This window comes from Streptomyces sp. CB02980, assembly GCF_014451325.2.
Classification (GTDB): Bacteria; Actinomycetota; Actinomycetes; order Streptomycetales; family Streptomycetaceae; genus Streptomyces.
The window spans coordinates 46,590-64,018 of sequence record NZ_JACSCH020000026.1 but is presented as its reverse complement, the minus strand read 5'-3'; the positions used below and the strand labels follow the sequence as shown (position 1 = coordinate 64,018).

The following is a 17,429-nucleotide window of genomic DNA, read 5'->3' as shown; positions in this document are numbered from 1 at the left end:
ACACCCTTCGCCGGACCGGTGGTTGGACCGCAGATCACCCCGCCCAGGCGGCGAGCGTCCCGAAGTCCGCCGCCGTGAGCCCCTGCCGGGGATCCACCCGGTGGAGCAGTGCGCGGCCGGGGTGGTGGGCAGCCACCCAGTCACGGTCGGCCGCGCCGATCTCGTCGCCGACCCAGGCGAACGGCCGCCCGTCGGCCCAGGCGACGATCCCCGGCGTCTTCCAGTGCACCCCCGGCGCGGGCTCGGCACCGTCCCCGGGCCACCGGACCAGGGGCAGCGCGGGAAGCCCGAGGCGCGGCGCGACCCAGGTGTTCGCGTCGTCCTCCCAGGTCGTCGCCCAGACGAGTGCGTACGGGAGTGCCGCGAGCCGCGGCCCCTGTGCGGGATCGAGCCGCGCGAGGAGCGGGCTCACGGACGGGGGCGGTGGCGGTGCGTACGTCGGGTACTCCCGCCCGCTCGCCCCGAAGGGGATCAGCGGGCCGTCGACGTCCAGGAAGAGCAGGGGGGTCACCATGGGCCCATCCTGACCGGGCGACCGCGCCCCCATTCGTCCACTTCGCGATAATCCGCGACGGATCGATCCTCGTTACCCTGGCAGGCATGACAGCCATGGCACCCACCCGCACCGAGCCCGACCTCTCCTACCTCCTCGACCACACCAGTCACGCCTTGCGGACCCGGATGACCGCCGCGCTCGACGCGATCGGGCTCACCCCCCGGATGCACTGCGTCCTCGCGCACGCCCTGGAGGAGGAGCGCACCCAGGCGCAGCTCGCGGAGATCGGGGACATGGACAAGACGACCATGGTCGTCACCGTCGACGCCCTGGAGAAGGCCGGGCTCGCCGAGCGCCGGCCGTCGAGCACCGACCGGCGCGCGCGGATCATCGCCGTGACCGAGGCGGGGGCCGAGGTCGCCGCGGAGAGCCAGAAGATCGTCGACGGCGTCCACGAGAGCGCCCTCACCTCCCTCCCCGACGGCGCCCGCACCGCCCTGCTGAAGGCCCTGAACCTGCTGGTCACGGGCCATCTGGAGACCCCGATCGAGAGCCCGAGGCCGGCCCGCCGGGCCCGTCAGCGCGGCTGAGCCGGGCGCCGGGAAGCCCCACTCGTTCCGTAAAAAATAGTCTGCAACAAAACCTTCTGCTAACGTCACTCCTGTCGGCTCCACCGAACAGGAGTGATCCCCGTGCCCACGCCCACGCGCACCCCCTCCCGCCAGCTCGCCCTCGGCGTCCTCGCCACCGGCATGCTCATGACGATCCTCGACGGCAGCATCGTCACCGTCGCGATGCCCGCCATCCAGAGCGACCTCGGCTTCACCCCCGTCGGCCTCAGCTGGGTCGTCAACGCCTACCTGATCGCCTTCGGCTCGCTCCTCCTCCTCGCCGGCCGCCTCGGCGACCTGATCGGCCGCAAGCGGATGTTCCTCGCGGGCACCGGAATCTTCACCGCCGCCTCGCTCCTCGCCGGAGTCGCCACCTCCCCCGGCGTCCTCATCGCCGCCCGCTTCCTGCAGGGCCTCGGCAGCGCGACGGCCTCCGCCGTCGGCCTCGGCATCCTCGTCACGCTCTTCACCGTGCCGCGCGAACGGGCCCGCGCCATCGCCGTGTTCAGCTTCACCGGCGCCGCCGGCGCCTCCCTCGGCCAGGTCCTCGGCGGCATCCTCACCGACGCCCTCACCTGGAACTGGATCTTCTTCATCAACCTGCCCATCGGCCTCGCGACCCTCCTCGTGGCCCTCCGCGCCCTTCCCTCCGACCAGGGCCTCGGGCTCAGGGCGGGCGCCGACGTCCTCGGCGCGGTGCTCGTCACGACCGGCCTCATGACCGGCATCTACGCAGTCGTCAAGATCGAGGAGTACGGGGCCGGTTCGGCCCACACCCTCGGCCTCGGGGCCCTCGCACTCGCCCTCCTGACCGGTTTCCTCGTCCGGCAGGCGAAGACGGCCAACCCGCTCATGCCCCTGCGGATCCTCCGCTCGCGCAGCGTCTCCGGTGCCAACGCCGTCCAGATGCTGATGGTCGCCGCGCTCTTCTCGTTCCAGATCCTCGTCGCGCTCTACCTGCAGAAGGTCCTCGGGTACGGAGCCGCCGAGACGGGTCTCGCGATGCTGCCCGCGGCGGCCGTCATCGGCGCCGTCTCCCTCGGTGTCTCGGCCCGCCTCATCGCCCGCTTCGGCGAGCGGAACGTCCTGCTCACCGGCCTCGTCCTGCTCGTCGGCGTCCTCGGCCTGCTGGCCCGCGTCCCCGTCCACGCCTCCTACGTCACCGATCTGCTCCCCGTGATGCTGCTCGCCGCCGGCTTCGGCCTGGCGCTCCCCGCCCTCACCTCGCTCGCCATGTCGGGCGCCGAGGAGAAGGACGCGGGCCTCGCCTCCGGCCTCTTCAACACCACCCAGCAGATCGGCATGGCCCTCGGCATCGCCGTCCTCTCCACCCTGGCCGCCACCCGCACCGAGTCGCTCACCGCGGCCGGCCGCCCCGCCGCCGAGGCCCTGACCGGCGGCTACCACCTGGCGTTCGCCGTCGGCGCCGGTCTGCTGCTCGCCGCCCTGGCCCTCGCCTTCACCGTCCTGCGCAGCCCCGGGAAGCCGGGAACGCCGGGGGCGCGGGAACAGGCGAAGAGGACCAGGCAGACGAAGAAGACGAAGTCCCCCGCGACAATGGCGGCATGAGAGCCGACCGACTCGTCGCCGCCCTGCTCTTCCTCCAGACCCGGCAGCGCGTCACTGCCGCCGAACTGGCCGCGGAACTGGACGTGTCCGAGCGCACCGCACGCCGGGATCTCGAAGCTCTCGCGAGCTCCGGGATCCCGGTGTACTCGCAGGCGGGCCAGGGCGGCGGCTGGTCCCTCGTCGGCGGAGCCCGTACCGATCTGACCGGCCTCACCGCCCCCGAGATCCGCGCGCTCTTCCTCCTGACCGGACCGGACACCGACGCCGACCCCCGGACCCGGACCGCCCTGCGGAAGCTCGTACGGGCCCTCCCCGCGACCCTCCGGGAAGGCGCCGAGGCGGCGGCCCGCGCGGGCGTCTCCGACGGCACGGACTGGGCGGGCACGGAGACGGAGGAGGCCCGACTCGCCCCGCTCCAACGGGCGGTGGTCGACGCGAGGGAGATCAGGATCGGCTACGCCCGCCCCGGCCGGGAACCTCGCGAGCGCACCGTCCAGCCGCTCGGCATCGCCGCGAAGTCCGGGGTCCGCTACCTCGTCGCCGGCACCGAGCACGGCCTGCGGACCTTCCGGATCGGCCGCGTCACCTCCGTCACCGAGACCGGCGCCCCCGCCGTACGCCCCGACGGCTTCGACCTCCCCACCGCCTGGCGCGCGCTCGCCGCCCGCATGGAGGACCGGATGGTCGCCGCGACGGTACGGGGCCGGGCCGCCCCCGGCACCGAGTCGGTCCTGGAGGGCCTGCTCGGCGGGCGGATACGGTACGGGGAACGCGCCGCGGACGACTGGGCGCCGTTCGAGGCCGTCGGGCCCTCCCCCGAGGTGGTCGCCGCCCAACTGGCCGGTCTCGGCGCCCGCGTGGAGCTCCTCGACCCGCCGGAGGCGCGTACGGCCCTCGCCCGCATCGGAGCCGAACTCACCCTGGTCTACGGGCCGTCGACGCCGTCAGGCAGTCCGGAAGCTCCGCCGCGTGCACCAGGGTCAGCCGTGACACCGCCCGTGTGAGCGCCACGTACAGCCGGTTCGGTCCCCGCGCCTCGGCCGCCACGATCGCGGCCGGTTCGACCACGACGACATGGTCGAACTCCAGGCCCTTCACGACCGTCGCGGGCAGCACGGTCACCCGCTCGTCCGCCCCGCAGCCCCGTACGGCCTCCGCCACGGGACCCACCAGGCCGTCGGCCGTGATCACCCCGACCGAGCCCTCCGCCGCGAGCGCCTCTCGTACGGCCTCGGCCGTCGCGCCGGGCAGATCGAGCCGGTCCGCCGTCCTGGTGACCGTCACCTCGCCGTCCTTCCGGACGGAACGGCCCGCCGGCACGTCCGCGCCCAGGTGCGGCAGGAGCCGGTTGGCGAGGTCCACGATCGCCGCCGGGACCCGGTAGCCGAGGGTGAGCGGCACCACGGGCGCCCCGCTCTTGCCCAGGTGGGCCAGCTGCTCGTGCCAGTCGCGGGCCGCCCACGGGGTGGTGCCCTGGGCGAGGTCGCCGAGCACGGTGAGCGAGCCGAACTCGGTGCGGCGGGCGATCGCCCGGCACTCCATGGGCGAGAGGTCCTGGGCCTCGTCGACGACGACATGGCCGTAGCTCTCGGGCCGCTCGATCAGCCCCGCGAGCTCGTCGAGGAGCACGAGGTCGGCGGCGGTCCAGCGCGCCGAGCGGTACGAGCGCGGCGGCCGGTCCCAGCGGATCGCCGCCCGCTCGGCCGCCGTCAGGGCGGAGTCGGAGGGGTCCGTGAGGAGGCCGGCGAGCACCTCCTCCGGGGTCGCCTTCGGCCAGCACGCGTCGAGGAACGCCGTCACCGCGCGTGCCCGCTCGATCCGCCGCGCCCAGGCCGCGCCCATGGGCCCCCACCGGCGCTCGGCCCTGAGCTGGAGCGCCCGCACGACCCGGGCGCGGACCCGCTCGCGGCCCGTCGCGTAGGGCGGGGCCTCCTCCCGTACGTCCGCGACGATCGCGGCGAGCTGTGCGGCCGGCAGCCGCCAGTGGTACGAGCCGTCCGGCACCGCGAGGTCCTCCGCGGGCACCGGGTCGACCCTGCCGTACAGCGCGCGGTGCAGCACCTCCGCCATCCGGGCGTCGTGCTTGACCCGGGCCGCCGCCTCGCCGTCCTCGGCGCGGACCGGGTGGCGGGCGATCTCGTCGTCGAGGGTGGCCTGGCGCACACCGGTCTCGCCGAGCGAGGGCAGCACCTCGGAGATGTACGAGAGGAACGCGCGGTGCGGGCCGAGGACGAGCAGACCGGAACGCCTGATCCGCTGCGGATGGGTGTAGAGGAGGTACGCGGCCCGGTGCAGGCCCACGGCGGTCTTGCCGGTGCCGGGCGCGCCCTGCACACACAGGGAGGCGGTCGGGTCGGAGCGTACGAGGTCGTCCTGCTCGGGCTGGATGGTGGCCGCGATGTCCCGCATCGGGCCCACCCGGGGGCGCTCGATCTCCCCGGCGAGCAGCGCGCTGACGCTCACCTCCCCGCCCGCCGTGAGCCGTTCGTCCTCGAGCGCGGTCAGATCCTCCGAAGCGCCCCTGCTGTACGGGGCCCAGCCGAAGCGGCGGCGCCGGAGCACGCCCCGCGGGTCGCGGGCACCCGCCTGGTAGTAGGCGCGGGAGACGGGCGCGCGCCAGTCGACGACGAGCGGCGGGGCGGCCGGGTCCTCGCCGATCCGGCGGCGGCCGATGTGGTGGACCTGACCGTCGTCGAGGTCGAGGCGCCCGAAGAACAGCGGCCCCGGCGGCTGTTCCCGCATCTCCTTGGCGCGGCTGCGCAGATGGCGGCCGAGCGCCTCGGCATCGGCGCCGGACGCGGCGGTGTCCTCGCCGGTGACGACCTGTTCGGCGACGTCCTCGGTCATCCGGGTCAGGGCGGCACGGCAGGCGTCGTGGTGGGAGCGTTCGCGAGCAAGCTCAAGGTCCGGTGACGTCATTCCGTCAAGCCTAACGGAAAACGTTACTGAGTTACATTTTTAACCTGAGGCAATGAAGGGCGGTCCGCGCGCTCAGTACGGAAGCCCCTCCCGCAACGCCCGGAACGCCAGCCCCACCGCCGCCACCGCGTCCGCCTCCACCTCGCCGGCCGTCTCCCCGGCCGCGATCCGGGCCGCGTTCTCCTCCGCCAGGACCCGGAGCACGGTCACGATCTGCCCGGCGGCGAGCCGCGCGAGGAGGGGGTCGCCCTTCTCGCCGTCCGCCAGCGCGTCCGCGAGCGCCGCCTCCGACCGCACGCGGTAGGCGTGGAGGCGACCGACCAGGGCCGGCGTGCCGTACAGCAGCCGGAGGTACGCCAGGACCGACGGGTGATCGCAGAGCCCGGTGACCGGGTCGCGGCGGGCGAGGCCGTCGAGCAGATGCGCGGACAGCGCGTCGAGCGGGGCCGTACCGGCACGGCGGCCCGCGGCCACCACCCGGGCCGACTCGTCCTCGTGATCGGCGAACCGGTGAAGGACCAGGTCCTCCTTGGCCGGGAAGTACCGGAACACGGTCGGCTTGGAGACCTCGGCGGCGGCCGCCACCTCCGCGACCGAGACGGCGTCGAAGCCGCGCTCCAGGAAGAGCGCGACGGCCGCGTCCGACAGGGCCCGGCGGGTCCGCTCCTTCTTCCGTTCACGCAGCCCGGGGGCGGCGGCATCGCGGTCCGGAGTCATGAGGCACGCCCTTCCACCAGTTCGGCGACCCCGTCCAGGATCCGGGCCAGACCGAAGCGGAACTCGACCTCGGGTTCGTCGGCGACGTCCATCACGCCCGAGTCCAGCATCCGCGCCACCTCCGGGTACTTCTCCGGGTCGGCGAGCCGCCGCAGGGTGCGGCTGTACCGGGCGAGCACCTCCTCCGGGTTCGCCTCGACCGAGGCGATGACCGAGGCGAGGTCAGCCATGACCAGGCCGTCGTTGCGCACGAATCCGCCGACCAGCAGGGTCACCGAGATCTTGGAGCCGGCGTCGAGACCGGTGCCCTCCAGGGCGACGAGGGCCTTCTCCCACCAGGCGACCAGGTTCGGGGTCGCGGGCGGGCCCGAGACGGGGACCCGCAGCATCCAGAGGTTGCGGTGGTAGACCTCGCGCAGCGCCCACGCCCAGGCCTCCATGGCCTCGCGCCAGTGAGTGCCGGGCGGGAAGAACTCGGGCGGGGCGCCGGTGGCGGCCTCCTGCATGAGAACGTACAGCTCGCTCTTGGCGGAGACGTACCGGTAGAGCGACATCGTCGAGGCGCCGAGCTCCTTGGCGACCCGGCCCATGGAGACGGCGCCGATCCCCTCGGTCGAGGCGAGGGAGACGGCCGCGTCGACGATCCGGTCCAGGGTCAGGCCGGGCTTGGGGCCCTTCGAGGGACGCTCCCGGAGCCCCCAGGCCGCCTCGATGCTCGGCGGCAGGAAGGTCCCGCCGCCACCTGCCGCGTCGGCTCCGCCCCCGCCGGCGGTGCCCGCGGCACCGCCGGCGCCGGCACCGCCGCCCGTACGTTCCTCGCCGTTCGTCACAACCCGTCGCCTCCCGGCCACCTCGCACGCTTGACGCCCATCCTAGTAATGCGTAACCCTTACACAGTAACGCGTACGGCATACGCAGTACGGCAGCCTCCACACGCCCAGGGAGCACAGCCATGCCTCCGGCCATCGAAGCCACCGGTCTGACCAAGACCTACGGAGACGTCCGCGTCCTCGACACCCTCGACCTCCACGTCCCGCGCGGCACCGTCTTCGCCCTCCTCGGCCCCAACGGCGCCGGGAAGACCACGACGGTCCGCATCCTCGCCACCCTCACCGCACCCGACGCCGGCCACGCGCGCGTCGCCGGACACGACGTCGTCACCGCACGCTCCCGGGTCCGCCGCGCGATCAGCCTCACCGGACAGTTCGCCGCCGTCGACGAGAACCAGACCGGCACCGAGAACCTCCGGATGGCGGCACGGCTCTCCGGCCTCTCCCGCCCCGCCGCCACCCGCCGCGCCACCGAACTCCTCGAACGCTTCGGCCTCACCGAGGCCGGCGACCGCCTCACGAAGACGTACTCGGGCGGCATGCGCCGCCGCCTGGACCTCGCCGCCGGTCTCGTCCGCGACCCCGGCACGACCCAGGTGATGTTCCTCGACGAACCCACCACCGGACTCGACCCGCGCAGCCGCCAGGAACTGTGGCAGGCCGTCCGCGAACTCTCCGACGCCGGTACGACGGTCTTCCTCACCACCCAGTACCTGGAGGAGGCGGACCGGCTGGCCGACCGGATCGCGGTCCTCGGCAAGGGCCGCACCCTCGCCGAGGGCACCCCCGCCGGCCTCAAGGCCCGGTACGCCGCCCACCGCCTCGACGTCGTGGCGCACGACGAGGAGAGCCGCCTGCGGCTCGCCGCGCTCGCCGGCCCCACCGCCGCCCACGACCCCGAGGCCCGCACGCTCGGCATCCCCACCGACGGCAGCGCCGGCCACGTACGGGAGCTGCTCGACGTGCTCGACCCCGAGCGCCGGGACATCGCCCGCTTCAGCCTGCACACGGCCACGCTCGACGACGTCTTTCTGGCCCTCACCGCCGACAACAGGCCCCGCACCGCCGACAAGACCCTCACCGCCGACCAGGAGCCCAGCCATGTCTGACGTCCTCACGGGCGGACTCACCGCCGCGAGCACCCTCGCCGGGCGCGGCATCCGCCTCAGCCGCCGCAACCTCGACGCCGTCATCACCTCGATGATGCTGCCGATCATGCTGATGCTGATCTTCGTCTACTTCTTCGGCGGAGCCATCGACACCGGCACCCGGTACGTCACCTACGTCGTCCCCGGTGTGCTCGTCCTCTGCGCCGGTTTCGGCGCGTCGGGAACCGCCGTCTCCGTCAGCGAGGACATGCGCCTCGGAGTCGTCGACCGGTTCCGCACGCTCGACGTCGGCGGGACGGCGTTCCTCGCCGGGCACGTCGCCGCAGCCCTCACCCGCAACGCGCTCTCGACCACGCTCGTCCTCGGCGCCGCGTTCCTCATCGGCTTCCGACCGGCCGCCACACCGGGCGGCTGGCTCGCGGCGATCGGACTGCTGCTCGCCTACATCACGGCCGTGTCCTGGCTGTCCGCGGCGATCGGCCTGGTCACCCGCACGGCGGAGGCGGCCGGCGCGGTCTCCTTCTTCGTGATGTTCCTGCCCTATCCGAGCAGCGCGTTCGTGCCGATCGACACCATGCCGAGCTGGCTCCACGGCTTCGCCGAGCACCAGCCGGTGACCCCGCTGATCGAGTCCATGCGGGGCCTGCTGCTCGACCAGCCGGTCGGCAACTCGCCGTGGATCGCCCTGGGTTGGTGCGCGGCCCTGCTCGCCCTCGCGCTCGCCGCGTCAGGGTTCCTCTTCCGGCTCCGTACCCGCTGACGGGGGGCCTCGGAAGAAGCCGCGCCTCAGAGGACGCCGGACCTCGGAAGAAGCCGCGCCTCAGAGGACGCCGGACCTCGGAAGAAGCCGCGCCCCAGAGGACGCCGGACCTCGGAAGAAGCCGCGCCCCAGAGGACGCCGGACCTCGGAAGAAGCCGGGCCTCAGAAGATGTCGGGCGAGAAGGGCCGCAGCGGCGTACGGAACAGCAGGTCGGCGCGGGCGGCCGCGCCGGCCGTCAGCTCCTCGACGCGCCCGAGCCGGGTGAGCCGAACCGCCGACTCGTCGCCGAAGGCGAGCACGCCCAACTCGGCGATGTCGAAGGCGAGATCGGCGGACTCGTCCGTGGGGACACAGGAGACGCCGTCCGGGGAGGCGTCGAGCCGGTAGCGCCCGCCGGCGAACCCGTCCCCGTCCCGCAGGTCGAGCACCAGACCGTCCGTCACCGGGTACGTCCGGCTCTCCAGGACCCGGACGACGTCGAGGACCCGGACCCACAGCATGTCCGCGTACGTCAGCAGCTTCGCGGCGCGCGGGTCCGGCAGGAGCAGCGGCAGCGTGTCGTCGGGCGCCCGGTAGCCGGAGCGGACGGTGGTGATCCAGTCGACGGAGCACAGGTAGTGCCAGAGGGCGCGCTCGGCGGCCGGGGTGACGGCGATCAGATCCCGTACGGTCGCCGTGTTCATCGGCTGCTTGGCGTCGTCCCACTTGTCGTCCGAGGTGTACCCCACGAAGCCCTCGACCTCGCCGGACTCCGACCGGTACACCGCGTAGAACGGCTCCCGCCACGGATCGCTCTGCACGCCGAGGCCGGTGCCGACCTCCCAGTCGCGCGGGGAGCGGTCGGTCACCCCGGCGCGGACGCCGGCGAGCCGGCGGTGCGTCTCGGGGCCGATCTTGCGGATCTCGTCGGCGTCGGTCAGATCGATCCGGCCGCCGTCCTCCGGGCGGCCCGAGCGGCGCGGGTCGAGCCCGGTCCTGCGGACGTCCACGCTCCACTCGCTGCACCAGGTGGCCGGGCCGAAACCGTACCGCCCGTAGATCGGGTACTCGGCGGCGATCAGGGTGGCGATCGCGTCGCCCCGCTCCTTCGCCGCGGCCAGGTCGGCGGTCATCATCCGGCTGAGCAGTCCGCGCCTGCGGTGCGTCGGGGAGACGGTGACCTGGGTGATCGCGTCCGCGGTGAGACTGCCGCCGCCGACCGTGCTGACCTCCTGCCGGAAGGACCGGAAGGTGGCGACGAGCCGGTCCCCGTCGAAGGCCCCGAGCGTCCGCGCGAGGTCGACGTGCGGCAGCCGGTCGGCGACCTCCGCGTCGGTCACGACCGGCGGACGGAGGAAGCCGGTGCGCAGGGCGCGCTGCCAGTCGGGGAAGTCGGACTCCGTCACCGCGCGTACGTCGACAGTCATCCTTCGAGCCTACGCACGGCCCCGGCGCACCCGCACCCGAGTTTTCCCGGGCGTCCTCCGCGGCCCGGCGGCGACCTCCGCAGCCCGCGCGGCTTCGGGCCCGGCCTCCGCAGCCCGCGCGGCTTCGGGCCCGGCCTCTCCGCGGCTCACGCCAGCAGGTCGTCGACCTGCGCCTCGCCCTCCCGGTAGCGGCGGGCGATCTCGGCGCTGCAGTCGTCGGCGGTCCGCTGGAGGTGCTGCCGGCGCCGGGAGATCTGCTGCTCGTACCCGGCGAGCCGCCCCATCCCCGCGTGCAGCTCGTCGTCCGTCCGGGCCATGAGGTCCGACAGCTCGACCTCCGACAGCATCTCGGACGCGAGCCGCCGGTACTCCTCGCTGCGCGGCGTCGACAGCGTCACGTGCCGGGCCGACGAGCGGTGCCGCGAGGGCACGTCGGCGAGGATCTCGGAGAGCCGGTCGAGGACCCGGGCCTCCGGGTCGGTCCGCCGCGCCAGCTCGGCCCGCAGGATGTCGATCCGGCCCTGGAGCATCCGGCGTACGTAGCTGAGGTCGGCCTCGTCGCTCTGCGCGTCCCGGCGCAGGGCACGCAGCTCGGGCAGCCGCAGCGCACCGAGTTCGGGCTGGGTCCGGTCCGGCAGGGCGGGTTCGGCGGTCCTCTGTACGGGTGGGCGCGTGGCCGGGCCTCCGCCCGGTCCACCGCCCCTGGTTCCGGCGCGGATCAGCGGTACGGGGCCGGACGGCGTCGGCCCGGTGCCAGGTGCACTCATGAGAATCGTCCCCTCGACCGGTGCGGAGCCGCACCGCCTGACACGCATCGTGCCACTCATGCAGGGGCGCGTGCAGGCGCTCTGCACCCGTTCGGCCCCTCATCCGTCGGACTGGTCACCACTCGGTAGGTTGGGGCGTATGCGTGCAGTGGTGCAGAGGGTGGACGGCGCGAGTGTCGTCGTCGCAGGGGAGACCGTCGGTGAGATCACCGGCGAGGGCTTGTGCGTGCTGGTCGGGGTGACCCACGACGACACCCCGGAGAAGGCCGCCCAATTGGCCAGAAAACTCTGGTCCGTCCGAGTACTGGACGACGAGAAGTCGTGCTCGGACGTGAACGCGCCGCTGCTCGTCATCTCCCAGTTCACGCTCTACGGGGACGCCCGCAAGGGCCGCCGCCCCACCTGGAACGCGGCCGCGCCCGGCCCGGTGGCCGAGCCCCTCGTGGACGAGGTCGTGACCCGGCTGCGCGAACTGGGCGCACACGTGGAGACGGGCCGGTTCGGAGCGGACATGCGCGTCTCGCTCACGAATCACGGCCCGTTCACGGTGCTGCTGGAGGTCTGAGCGACCCCGGCGGCGCTACGGCTCGACGACGGTCTCCTGCGCGGCCGCCGTCGTCCCGGCGATCAGCGGGGCGTCCACCGGCACGTTCCGCTTCACCAGGGCCAGGGCGATCGGCCCCAGCTCGTGGTGGCGGACGGAGCTGGTCACGAAGCCGAGCTGACGGCCCTCCTCGCCGTCGGCGGCGAGCCGGAGCGGGGTGCCGTGCCCGGGCAGCAGCACCTCGCTGCCGTCCAGGTGCAGGAAGACCAGACGGCGCGGCGGCTTCCCCAGGTTCTGCACCCGGGCGACGGTCTCCTGGCCCCGGTAGCAGCCCTTCTGGAGGTGGACGGCGCTGCCGATGAGGCCGACCTCGTGCGGGATGGTCCGGTGGTCGGTCTCGAAGCCGAGCCGGGGCCGGTGGGCCTCGACGCGCAGCGCCTCGTACGCCAGGATGCCGGCGGCCGGGCCGTGCGAGTCCCCGAAGGACTCCAGGTCGGCGCGGGGCAGGAAGAGGTCGCGGCCGTGCGGGGTCTCCCGTACGACGACTCCCTCGGGCACCTCGGCGATGGAACCGGCCGGGAGGTGGACGACGGCGATGTCGTCCGTACGGTCGGCGACCTCGACCCGGTAGAAGAACTTCATCGACTCCAGGTACGCGACGAGCTCCTCGCGCGTCCCCGGCTCGACGTGCGCCCACACCGTCTCGCCGTCGTCGACGAGGTACAGGGCGTGCTCGATGTGCCCGTTCGCGGAGAGGATCAGCGCCTCGGTGGCCTGACCGGGCGCGAGGTCCGTCATGTGCTGGGTGACGAGCAGGTGCAGCCAGCTCAGCCGGTCGCCACCGGTGACGGCGACGACACCGCGGTGCGAGAGGTCGACGAAACCGCGTCCGTCGGCGAGGGTGCGCTGCTCGCGGAACAGGTCGCCGTAGTGCGCGGCGACACCTTCGTCGCGGCCTTCCGCGGCGACGGCGCCGGGCAGGGACAGCAGAGGGCTGGTCGTTGAATGTCGCTGCATGGGGCAAGCCTACGACTCGCTGTCCAGCGCCTTCCGCGTACAGTCCGCGCATCGCCCGAAGATGGCGAAGTGCTTCATGTCGGTCTCGAAGCCGAAGGTCTCACGGAGCTTCCCGGTGAACTCGGCAGCCACCTCGACATCCGCCTCGATCACCTCGGAGCAGTCCCGGCAGACCAGGTGCAGATGGTGGTGGCGATCGGCGAGGTGGTACGTCGGAGCCCCGTGCCCCAGATGGGCGTGGCTCACCAGACCGAGCTCCTCCAGGAGCTCCAGGGTCCGGTAGACGGTGGAGATGTTCACCCCGGACGCGGTCCTGCGGACCTCGACGAGGATGTCGTCGGGCGTCGCGTGTTCGAGCGCGTCGACCGCCTCCAGGACGAGCTGACGCTGCGGCGTCAGCCGATAGCCGCGCTGCCGCAGGTCGCTCTTCCAGTCGGTACTCACCACGCCCCCCAGTGTAGGAGGGCGCGGCGCTCCGCCCCAGGTTCCGGCGGGATCCCACAGGATCCAGCGGGGTTCCAGCCGGTTCCAGCGGGTTCTAGCGGGTTCTAGCGGGTTCCAGCGGGTTCTAGCGGAAGAAGGCGATGCCGTCGTCCGGCAGGTCGCCGAGGTTGCGGGCCATGTCCGCGACCTCTTCCGGCGTCACGACCTTCTTCAGGTGCGCCGACATGTACGGCCGCAGCGGGACCTCGGGGGTCGCCTTCTCGCCCACCCACATGAGGTCGCTCTTGACGTAGCCGTAGAGGCGCTTGCCACCGGAGTACGGGCCCGAGGCCGCGGTACGGGCGACGGCGTCCGTGGCCAGGTCGATCTGCGGCTTCTGGTCGGCGAGCTCGCCGTACCAGATCTCGACGATTCCCTGGTCACGGACCATGACGATCTCGACCTTGCGGTCCTTGTCGATGCGCCAGTAGCCGCTCTCGCTCTCCAGCGGACGGACCTTGTTGCCCTCGTTGTCCAGGACCCAGGAGTGGGACGAGTACTCGAGGAAGTCCCGGCCGTCGTGGCTGAAGGTCACGGACTGCCCGAAGTTGCACTTCTCGGCGCCGGGGAAGTCGGAGACACCCGCGCCCTCCCACGTACCGAGCAGGAACGCGAGGGGGACGAGGCCCGGGTTGAGGTCGGACGGGATCTCGATCATGAGCAGCTCTGGCGTTCTCTAGAAGTGGTTGGCGAGAAGGATTAGCGCTGGCCCTGGTACAGCTTCTTCACGGCCAGACCGGCGAAGGCGATCACGCCGACGGCGACCAGGACCAGGAGGGTTTCGAAGAAGATGATCACAGGGTGCTCCTCGACTGAGCAGTGAAGGCGGAACGGGCCGGACCCCAGCTTAGTGGGCGGGGGCCCGGCCCACTCGGTGAGGTGGGTCTCGCACGCTGTGACCGGCGCGCCGCCTAGCCGAGCAGCTGCGCCTGGAGTGTCACGGTCTGCTGGAACGGGACGGTCGTCACCCCGCCCTTCCGGGTCTGGGTGATCACCGCGAAGGTGTCACCGGCCTGGATGTAGCTCCAGCGGGTCTGCTGCGGACCGTACGGCTCCGCCTCCGCGTAGGAGTAGACGGAGAGGTACTGCACCGCGACGTCCTGGGTGGACGTGTCGATCTCCGCCGTGTCGACGCCGAGGGGCAGCCGGCTGCTCTGGGAGATCTCGCGCGTGACCCCGTCCTTGAAGGCCTCCGAGAACGCCACCGAGGAGAACCGCAACAGGTGGATCCGGGTGGTCGTGCCGTCCGGCATGGTCCAGCCGCGGGCGGCGATGTGCCGGAGCGCCGATTCCGCCATGTACTGCTTCACCTCGCCCCGGTCCTTCTCCGCCAGCAGCGCGAGGTACGAGTCGAGACCGGTCCAGCCGCCCTTGAGCTTCGGGTCGACCGTCGCGCCCGCCGGGGCGGGCAGCAGGAGCTGCCGCAGGTCGGCGTGGTGGATCTCGGCGTCGTTGCCCTCCGTCCACGGGCGCGGAGCGTCCGCGGGAAGCGCCGGAAGGGTGAGCTTCGGGTAGTCCCAGCGGCCGTCGGACTCGGTCGCGAGCCCCGGCACGTCGGTGCGCTCCATGGCGGTGATCCCCATGGCCGTACCCGCGCCGACACCGCCGAGGACGAGCACGGCGGCGGTCCAGCGGGCGATGCCCCAGAGCAACGGCCGGCGGGACTTCTTCGGCTTCTCCGGCTTCTCGGGAGCGGGGGCGGGGATCTGGGCCTCGGTCTCGGGCTGGGTCAGGGTCTGCTCGGTCATACGTACTCCCCCGGGGATGCGATGTGGTCGAGCTGCTGCGTCAGCAGCTTCGCCACGCGCGCCTTGTCGAACGGCTTGGCGCCCGCCGCCTTGACGATGACGAAGACCTCGGAGTCGTACGCGAGGCAGATCATCTCCTCCAGCGCCGCGGCCCGCTCCTTCTTGTCCAGCGAATCGTTCTCGGGGGCGAGGTAGCAGACGGCGTTCCGGTGGTCCTTCACCTTGGGGCCCTTCGGGAACTCCAGAAGGTCCATGACCCTCTTGCGCAGCAGGTAGGTGCTCTTGATCTGCTTCTTGTCCTTCATCCGCGCCAGCTCCACGGAGACGACGACGTCGTTGTTCAGGTCGGCGAAGGACCGGACTCCGATGCCCTCGATGCCGAGCTTGTCGACGTCCTTCTCGAACTGGCGGCGCTTCTTCCCGGAGAGCCCCTCGCCCGCCTGCTTCGTCAGGGCGGTCGCCTCCGCGGCCCCGAGCTCGCCGTCGTTCCCGTACAGCTCCTCGTCGGGGCCGAACTCGTACCCCTCCGGAAGCGGCAGGAGGAGCTTGCTCAGCGGCGTTCCGGCCTTGCCGCGCGCCAGCGCGGCGGCCGGGTCCTCGTCCTGCGCGGTCTTCTCGGGCGTGCCCCACAGTGTCGTCGGCGCGGTGCGGTCGGCGGAGGAGACGGTGAGCGCGGTGTAGGTGACGCCGCCGCCGATCAGGCTGAGGACGAGCACGGAGGGCAGGACGACCCGGAGCAGGACCCGCCGGACGCCCCGCTTCGCCACGGGTTCGGCCACCGCTTCGGCCATGGGTTCGGTCACGGGTTCGGTCACGTCGTTCCGGTCCTCACTCACAGGCGCCCCAGCTGTCGCTCGGCCAGCGAACGGATGTCTTTCTCGGAGACCTTCTCGGTGTCGACGACGAAGATCTCCACCGCGATGTCACCGCGGTAGAAGTAGGCCCGGGCCTCGTACATGTCCAGGTAGCCGGCCTTCCTCTGCACGGGGAAGACGTAGTAGCGGCCGTCGGCCGAGCCCTTGAGGGCCTTGCCCTCGCTGTCGGCGAAGTCCTCGTCCGGCATGTAGCCCTGCTGGTCCTCGGCGAACTCCTGCGCGCCGAGGGCGTCGTTCGAGCGGTACTGGACGAGCCGGATCTCGGTCGCCCTGTGCCGGCCCGTCTCCCAGGAGGTGACCGCGATCCGCCGGATGCCCAGGTCCAGCTGGTAGTCGAGCGCGTTGCTCGGCCCCTTGAAGTTGGACGCGAACTCGTTCACCGGCATCCAGCCGTCGGCGTCGGCGAACTCGGCCTTCTTCGCTCCGGCGGGCTTCGGCAGCAGCAGCTTCCGCAGGTCGCCCTCCGCCTTCGCCCGGAGGTCCTCCGAGGCCGGGAGCGGCTTCGCCTTCTGCCCCTTGGGGAGCGGCTTCGGGTGGGCGAGGTCCGGCTGGTTCAGCGGCGGCAGGGCGGTCGGTTCGCGGTCGGCCTGGATGCGGTAGCCGACGGCCGTGCCGCCGACGAGGCCGAGGACGGCGGCGACGGCGATCAGCCCGACGGTACGGAGGACGCGGCGGCGCGGCCGCACGGCGACCGGCACGACCGGCTCTGTGACCGGCTCTGTGACCGGCTCGACGACCGGCGGCGCGGCCGGCTCTGCAACCGGGTCCACGGCCGACGGCACGACCGGCGCTACAACCGGCGGCGCGGCCGGGTCCACGGCCGGGTCCACGGCCGGGTCCACGGCCGGCTCTGTGACCGGAGCCACATCGTCCGGTGCGTCCTGCGACACGACCGGAGGTGCGGTTTCCGTGCCCGGCTCCGGGTTCGGCGGCGGTGCCGTTTCCGGATTTCGGGTGCTTTCTTCGCTGCTCAAGAGTCCCCCCACGAGACCTGAAGCGCGGATTCCGTCATCCGCGCACCCACCAGACCCGTGGGGGACACCGGGGGTTGCGGTGCCGCACATTACAGTTCGGCATATGCCGAAGAAGCTCGTGATCAAGGTGACCGCGGGGGCCGAGGCCCCCGAACGCTGCTCCCAGGCCTTCACGGTGGCCGCCGTGGCCGCCGCCAGCGGCGTCGAGGTCTCGCTCTGGCTGACCGGCGAGTCCTCGTGGTTCGCCCTCCCCGGCCGCGCCGCCGAGTTCGAGCTCCCGCACGCCGCGCCGCTCCCGGACCTGATCGACGGGATCCTGGCGGGCGGCGGCCGCATCACGGTCTGCACGCAGTGCGCGGCCCGCCGTGACATCGAGGAGAAGGACCTCCTGGAGGGCTTCCGCATCGCCGGCGCCCAGCTCTTCGTCCAGGAGGCGATGGCGGACGAGACGCAGGCCCTCGTCTACTAGGGGGTGTCTCTTCGATCACGTGAGATCCATGGGGCGGCTGGCGGCAGCGGCCCGTCACGGGAGTCGACGGGCCGGGAAAACGCGTCGCACGCGGAGTCGACCTTTGAGAAGGTCCTGAGTGCCCTGTAGCTGCC

19 protein-coding genes are annotated in these 17,429 nt (G+C 72.6%); 7 read left to right on the top strand and 12 right to left on the bottom strand.

The window, feature by feature from the left end; translation table 11 throughout:
• Positions 1-34 precede the first annotated feature (34 nt).
• Positions 35-514: a hypothetical protein gene (locus E0F75_RS36465; protein WP_229315268.1), complete on the bottom strand. Its 480-nt coding sequence runs from the start codon at positions 512-514 to the stop codon at positions 35-37.
• Between the two features lie 86 nt (positions 515-600).
• On the opposite strand from E0F75_RS36465, the gene E0F75_RS36460 reads away from it, so the two are divergent.
• The 3 genes from E0F75_RS36460 (at position 601) to E0F75_RS36450 (ending at position 3,680) form a co-directional block, all read left to right on the top strand.
• Positions 601-1,086 carry a MarR family winged helix-turn-helix transcriptional regulator gene (locus tag E0F75_RS36460; RefSeq protein ID WP_229315267.1) on the top strand — a complete coding sequence of 162 codons (486 nt, stop codon included), beginning with the start codon at positions 601-603 and terminating at the stop codon, positions 1,084-1,086.
• Between the two features lie 162 nt (positions 1,087-1,248).
• On the top strand, positions 1,249-2,676 hold the full coding sequence (locus tag E0F75_RS36455) for an MFS transporter (protein ID WP_229315308.1): 1,428 nt from the start codon (positions 1,249-1,251) through the stop codon (positions 2,674-2,676).
• Positions 2,673-3,680, top strand: coding sequence for a YafY family protein (locus E0F75_RS36450; protein WP_229315266.1), 1,008 nt, complete (start codon positions 2,673-2,675; stop codon positions 3,678-3,680). The genes E0F75_RS36455 and E0F75_RS36450 overlap by 4 nt, the downstream gene beginning before the upstream one ends.
• Here the strand turns inward: E0F75_RS36450 and E0F75_RS36445 are convergent.
• The 3 genes from E0F75_RS36445 to E0F75_RS36435 all read right to left on the bottom strand — a co-directional run bounded on the left by E0F75_RS36445 (position 3,592) and on the right by E0F75_RS36435 (position 7,142).
• Positions 3,592-5,595 (bottom strand): AAA family ATPase, encoded by a 2,004-nt coding sequence (locus E0F75_RS36445; RefSeq protein WP_229315265.1) that lies wholly within the window; start codon positions 5,593-5,595, stop codon positions 3,592-3,594. The genes E0F75_RS36450 and E0F75_RS36445 overlap by 89 nt on opposite strands.
• A 72-nt stretch (positions 5,596-5,667) precedes the next feature.
• Positions 5,668-6,312, bottom strand: a complete 645-nt coding sequence (locus tag E0F75_RS36440) for a TetR family transcriptional regulator (protein ID WP_229315264.1) — start codon at positions 6,310-6,312, stop codon at positions 5,668-5,670.
• Positions 6,309-7,142, bottom strand: a complete 834-nt coding sequence (locus E0F75_RS36435) for a TetR/AcrR family transcriptional regulator (RefSeq protein WP_374115496.1) — start codon at positions 7,140-7,142, stop codon at positions 6,309-6,311. Before E0F75_RS36435 ends, E0F75_RS36440 begins: the two co-directional genes overlap by 4 nt.
• A gap of 122 nt (positions 7,143-7,264) precedes the next feature.
• Here E0F75_RS36435 and E0F75_RS36430 point away from each other — a divergent pair, with 122 nt between their 5' ends.
• Positions 7,265-8,251: an ATP-binding cassette domain-containing protein gene (locus E0F75_RS36430; protein ID WP_229315263.1), complete on the top strand. Its 987-nt coding sequence runs from the start codon at positions 7,265-7,267 to the stop codon at positions 8,249-8,251.
• Positions 8,244-9,011, top strand: a complete 768-nt coding sequence (locus tag E0F75_RS36425) for an ABC transporter permease (RefSeq protein ID WP_229315262.1) — start codon at positions 8,244-8,246, stop codon at positions 9,009-9,011. The genes E0F75_RS36430 and E0F75_RS36425 overlap by 8 nt, the downstream gene beginning before the upstream one ends.
• Before the next feature lie 162 nt (positions 9,012-9,173).
• Here the strand turns inward: E0F75_RS36425 and E0F75_RS36420 are convergent, their stop codons facing one another.
• Together E0F75_RS36420 and E0F75_RS36415 are read right to left on the bottom strand one after the other, a co-directional pair.
• A complete protein-coding gene (locus E0F75_RS36420) occupies positions 9,174-10,418 on the bottom strand; it encodes a GNAT family N-acetyltransferase (protein WP_229315261.1) in 1,245 nt (414 codons plus the stop codon).
• Positions 10,419-10,564: 146 nt separating this feature from the next.
• Entirely contained in the window at positions 10,565-11,185 is a 621-nt protein-coding gene (locus tag E0F75_RS36415; protein WP_229315260.1) for an ABC transporter substrate-binding protein, read from the bottom strand.
• A 139-nt stretch (positions 11,186-11,324) separates the two neighbouring features.
• Here E0F75_RS36415 and dtd point away from each other — a divergent pair, with 139 nt between their 5' ends.
• Positions 11,325-11,750, top strand: a complete 426-nt coding sequence (dtd, locus tag E0F75_RS36410) for a D-aminoacyl-tRNA deacylase (protein WP_229315259.1) — start codon at positions 11,325-11,327, stop codon at positions 11,748-11,750.
• Positions 11,751-11,765: 15 nt separating this feature from the next.
• Here dtd and E0F75_RS36405 read toward each other — a convergent pair whose 3' ends face one another.
• The 6 genes from E0F75_RS36405 to E0F75_RS36380 form a co-directional block, all read right to left on the bottom strand.
• Positions 11,766-12,746 (bottom strand): folate-binding protein YgfZ, encoded by a 981-nt coding sequence (locus E0F75_RS36405; protein ID WP_229315258.1) that lies wholly within the window; start codon positions 12,744-12,746, stop codon positions 11,766-11,768.
• A 9-nt stretch (positions 12,747-12,755) separates the two neighbouring features.
• Positions 12,756-13,193, bottom strand: a complete 438-nt coding sequence (locus E0F75_RS36400) for a Fur family transcriptional regulator (RefSeq protein WP_055600541.1) — start codon at positions 13,191-13,193, stop codon at positions 12,756-12,758.
• Positions 13,194-13,314: 121 nt separating this feature from the next.
• Complete coding sequence (locus E0F75_RS36395) at positions 13,315-13,887, bottom strand: FABP family protein (protein ID WP_229315257.1); 573 nt, start codon at positions 13,885-13,887, stop codon at positions 13,315-13,317.
• A gap of 253 nt (positions 13,888-14,140) precedes the next feature.
• Positions 14,141-14,977, bottom strand: coding sequence for a hypothetical protein (locus tag E0F75_RS36390; RefSeq protein WP_229315256.1), 837 nt, complete (start codon positions 14,975-14,977; stop codon positions 14,141-14,143).
• Positions 14,974-15,792 carry a hypothetical protein gene (locus tag E0F75_RS36385; protein WP_229315255.1) on the bottom strand — a complete coding sequence of 273 codons (819 nt, stop codon included), beginning with the start codon at positions 15,790-15,792 and terminating at the stop codon, positions 14,974-14,976. The genes E0F75_RS36390 and E0F75_RS36385 overlap by 4 nt, the downstream gene beginning before the upstream one ends.
• A gap of 17 nt (positions 15,793-15,809) precedes the next feature.
• A complete protein-coding gene (locus E0F75_RS36380) occupies positions 15,810-16,694 on the bottom strand; it encodes a hypothetical protein (protein ID WP_229315254.1) in 885 nt (294 codons plus the stop codon).
• Positions 16,695-16,929: 235 nt separating this feature from the next.
• Between E0F75_RS36380 and E0F75_RS36375 the strand changes: the two genes are divergently transcribed.
• Positions 16,930-17,295, top strand: a complete 366-nt coding sequence (locus tag E0F75_RS36375; RefSeq protein WP_229315253.1) for a DsrE family protein — start codon at positions 16,930-16,932, stop codon at positions 17,293-17,295.
• Positions 17,296-17,429: the final 134 nt, after the last annotated feature.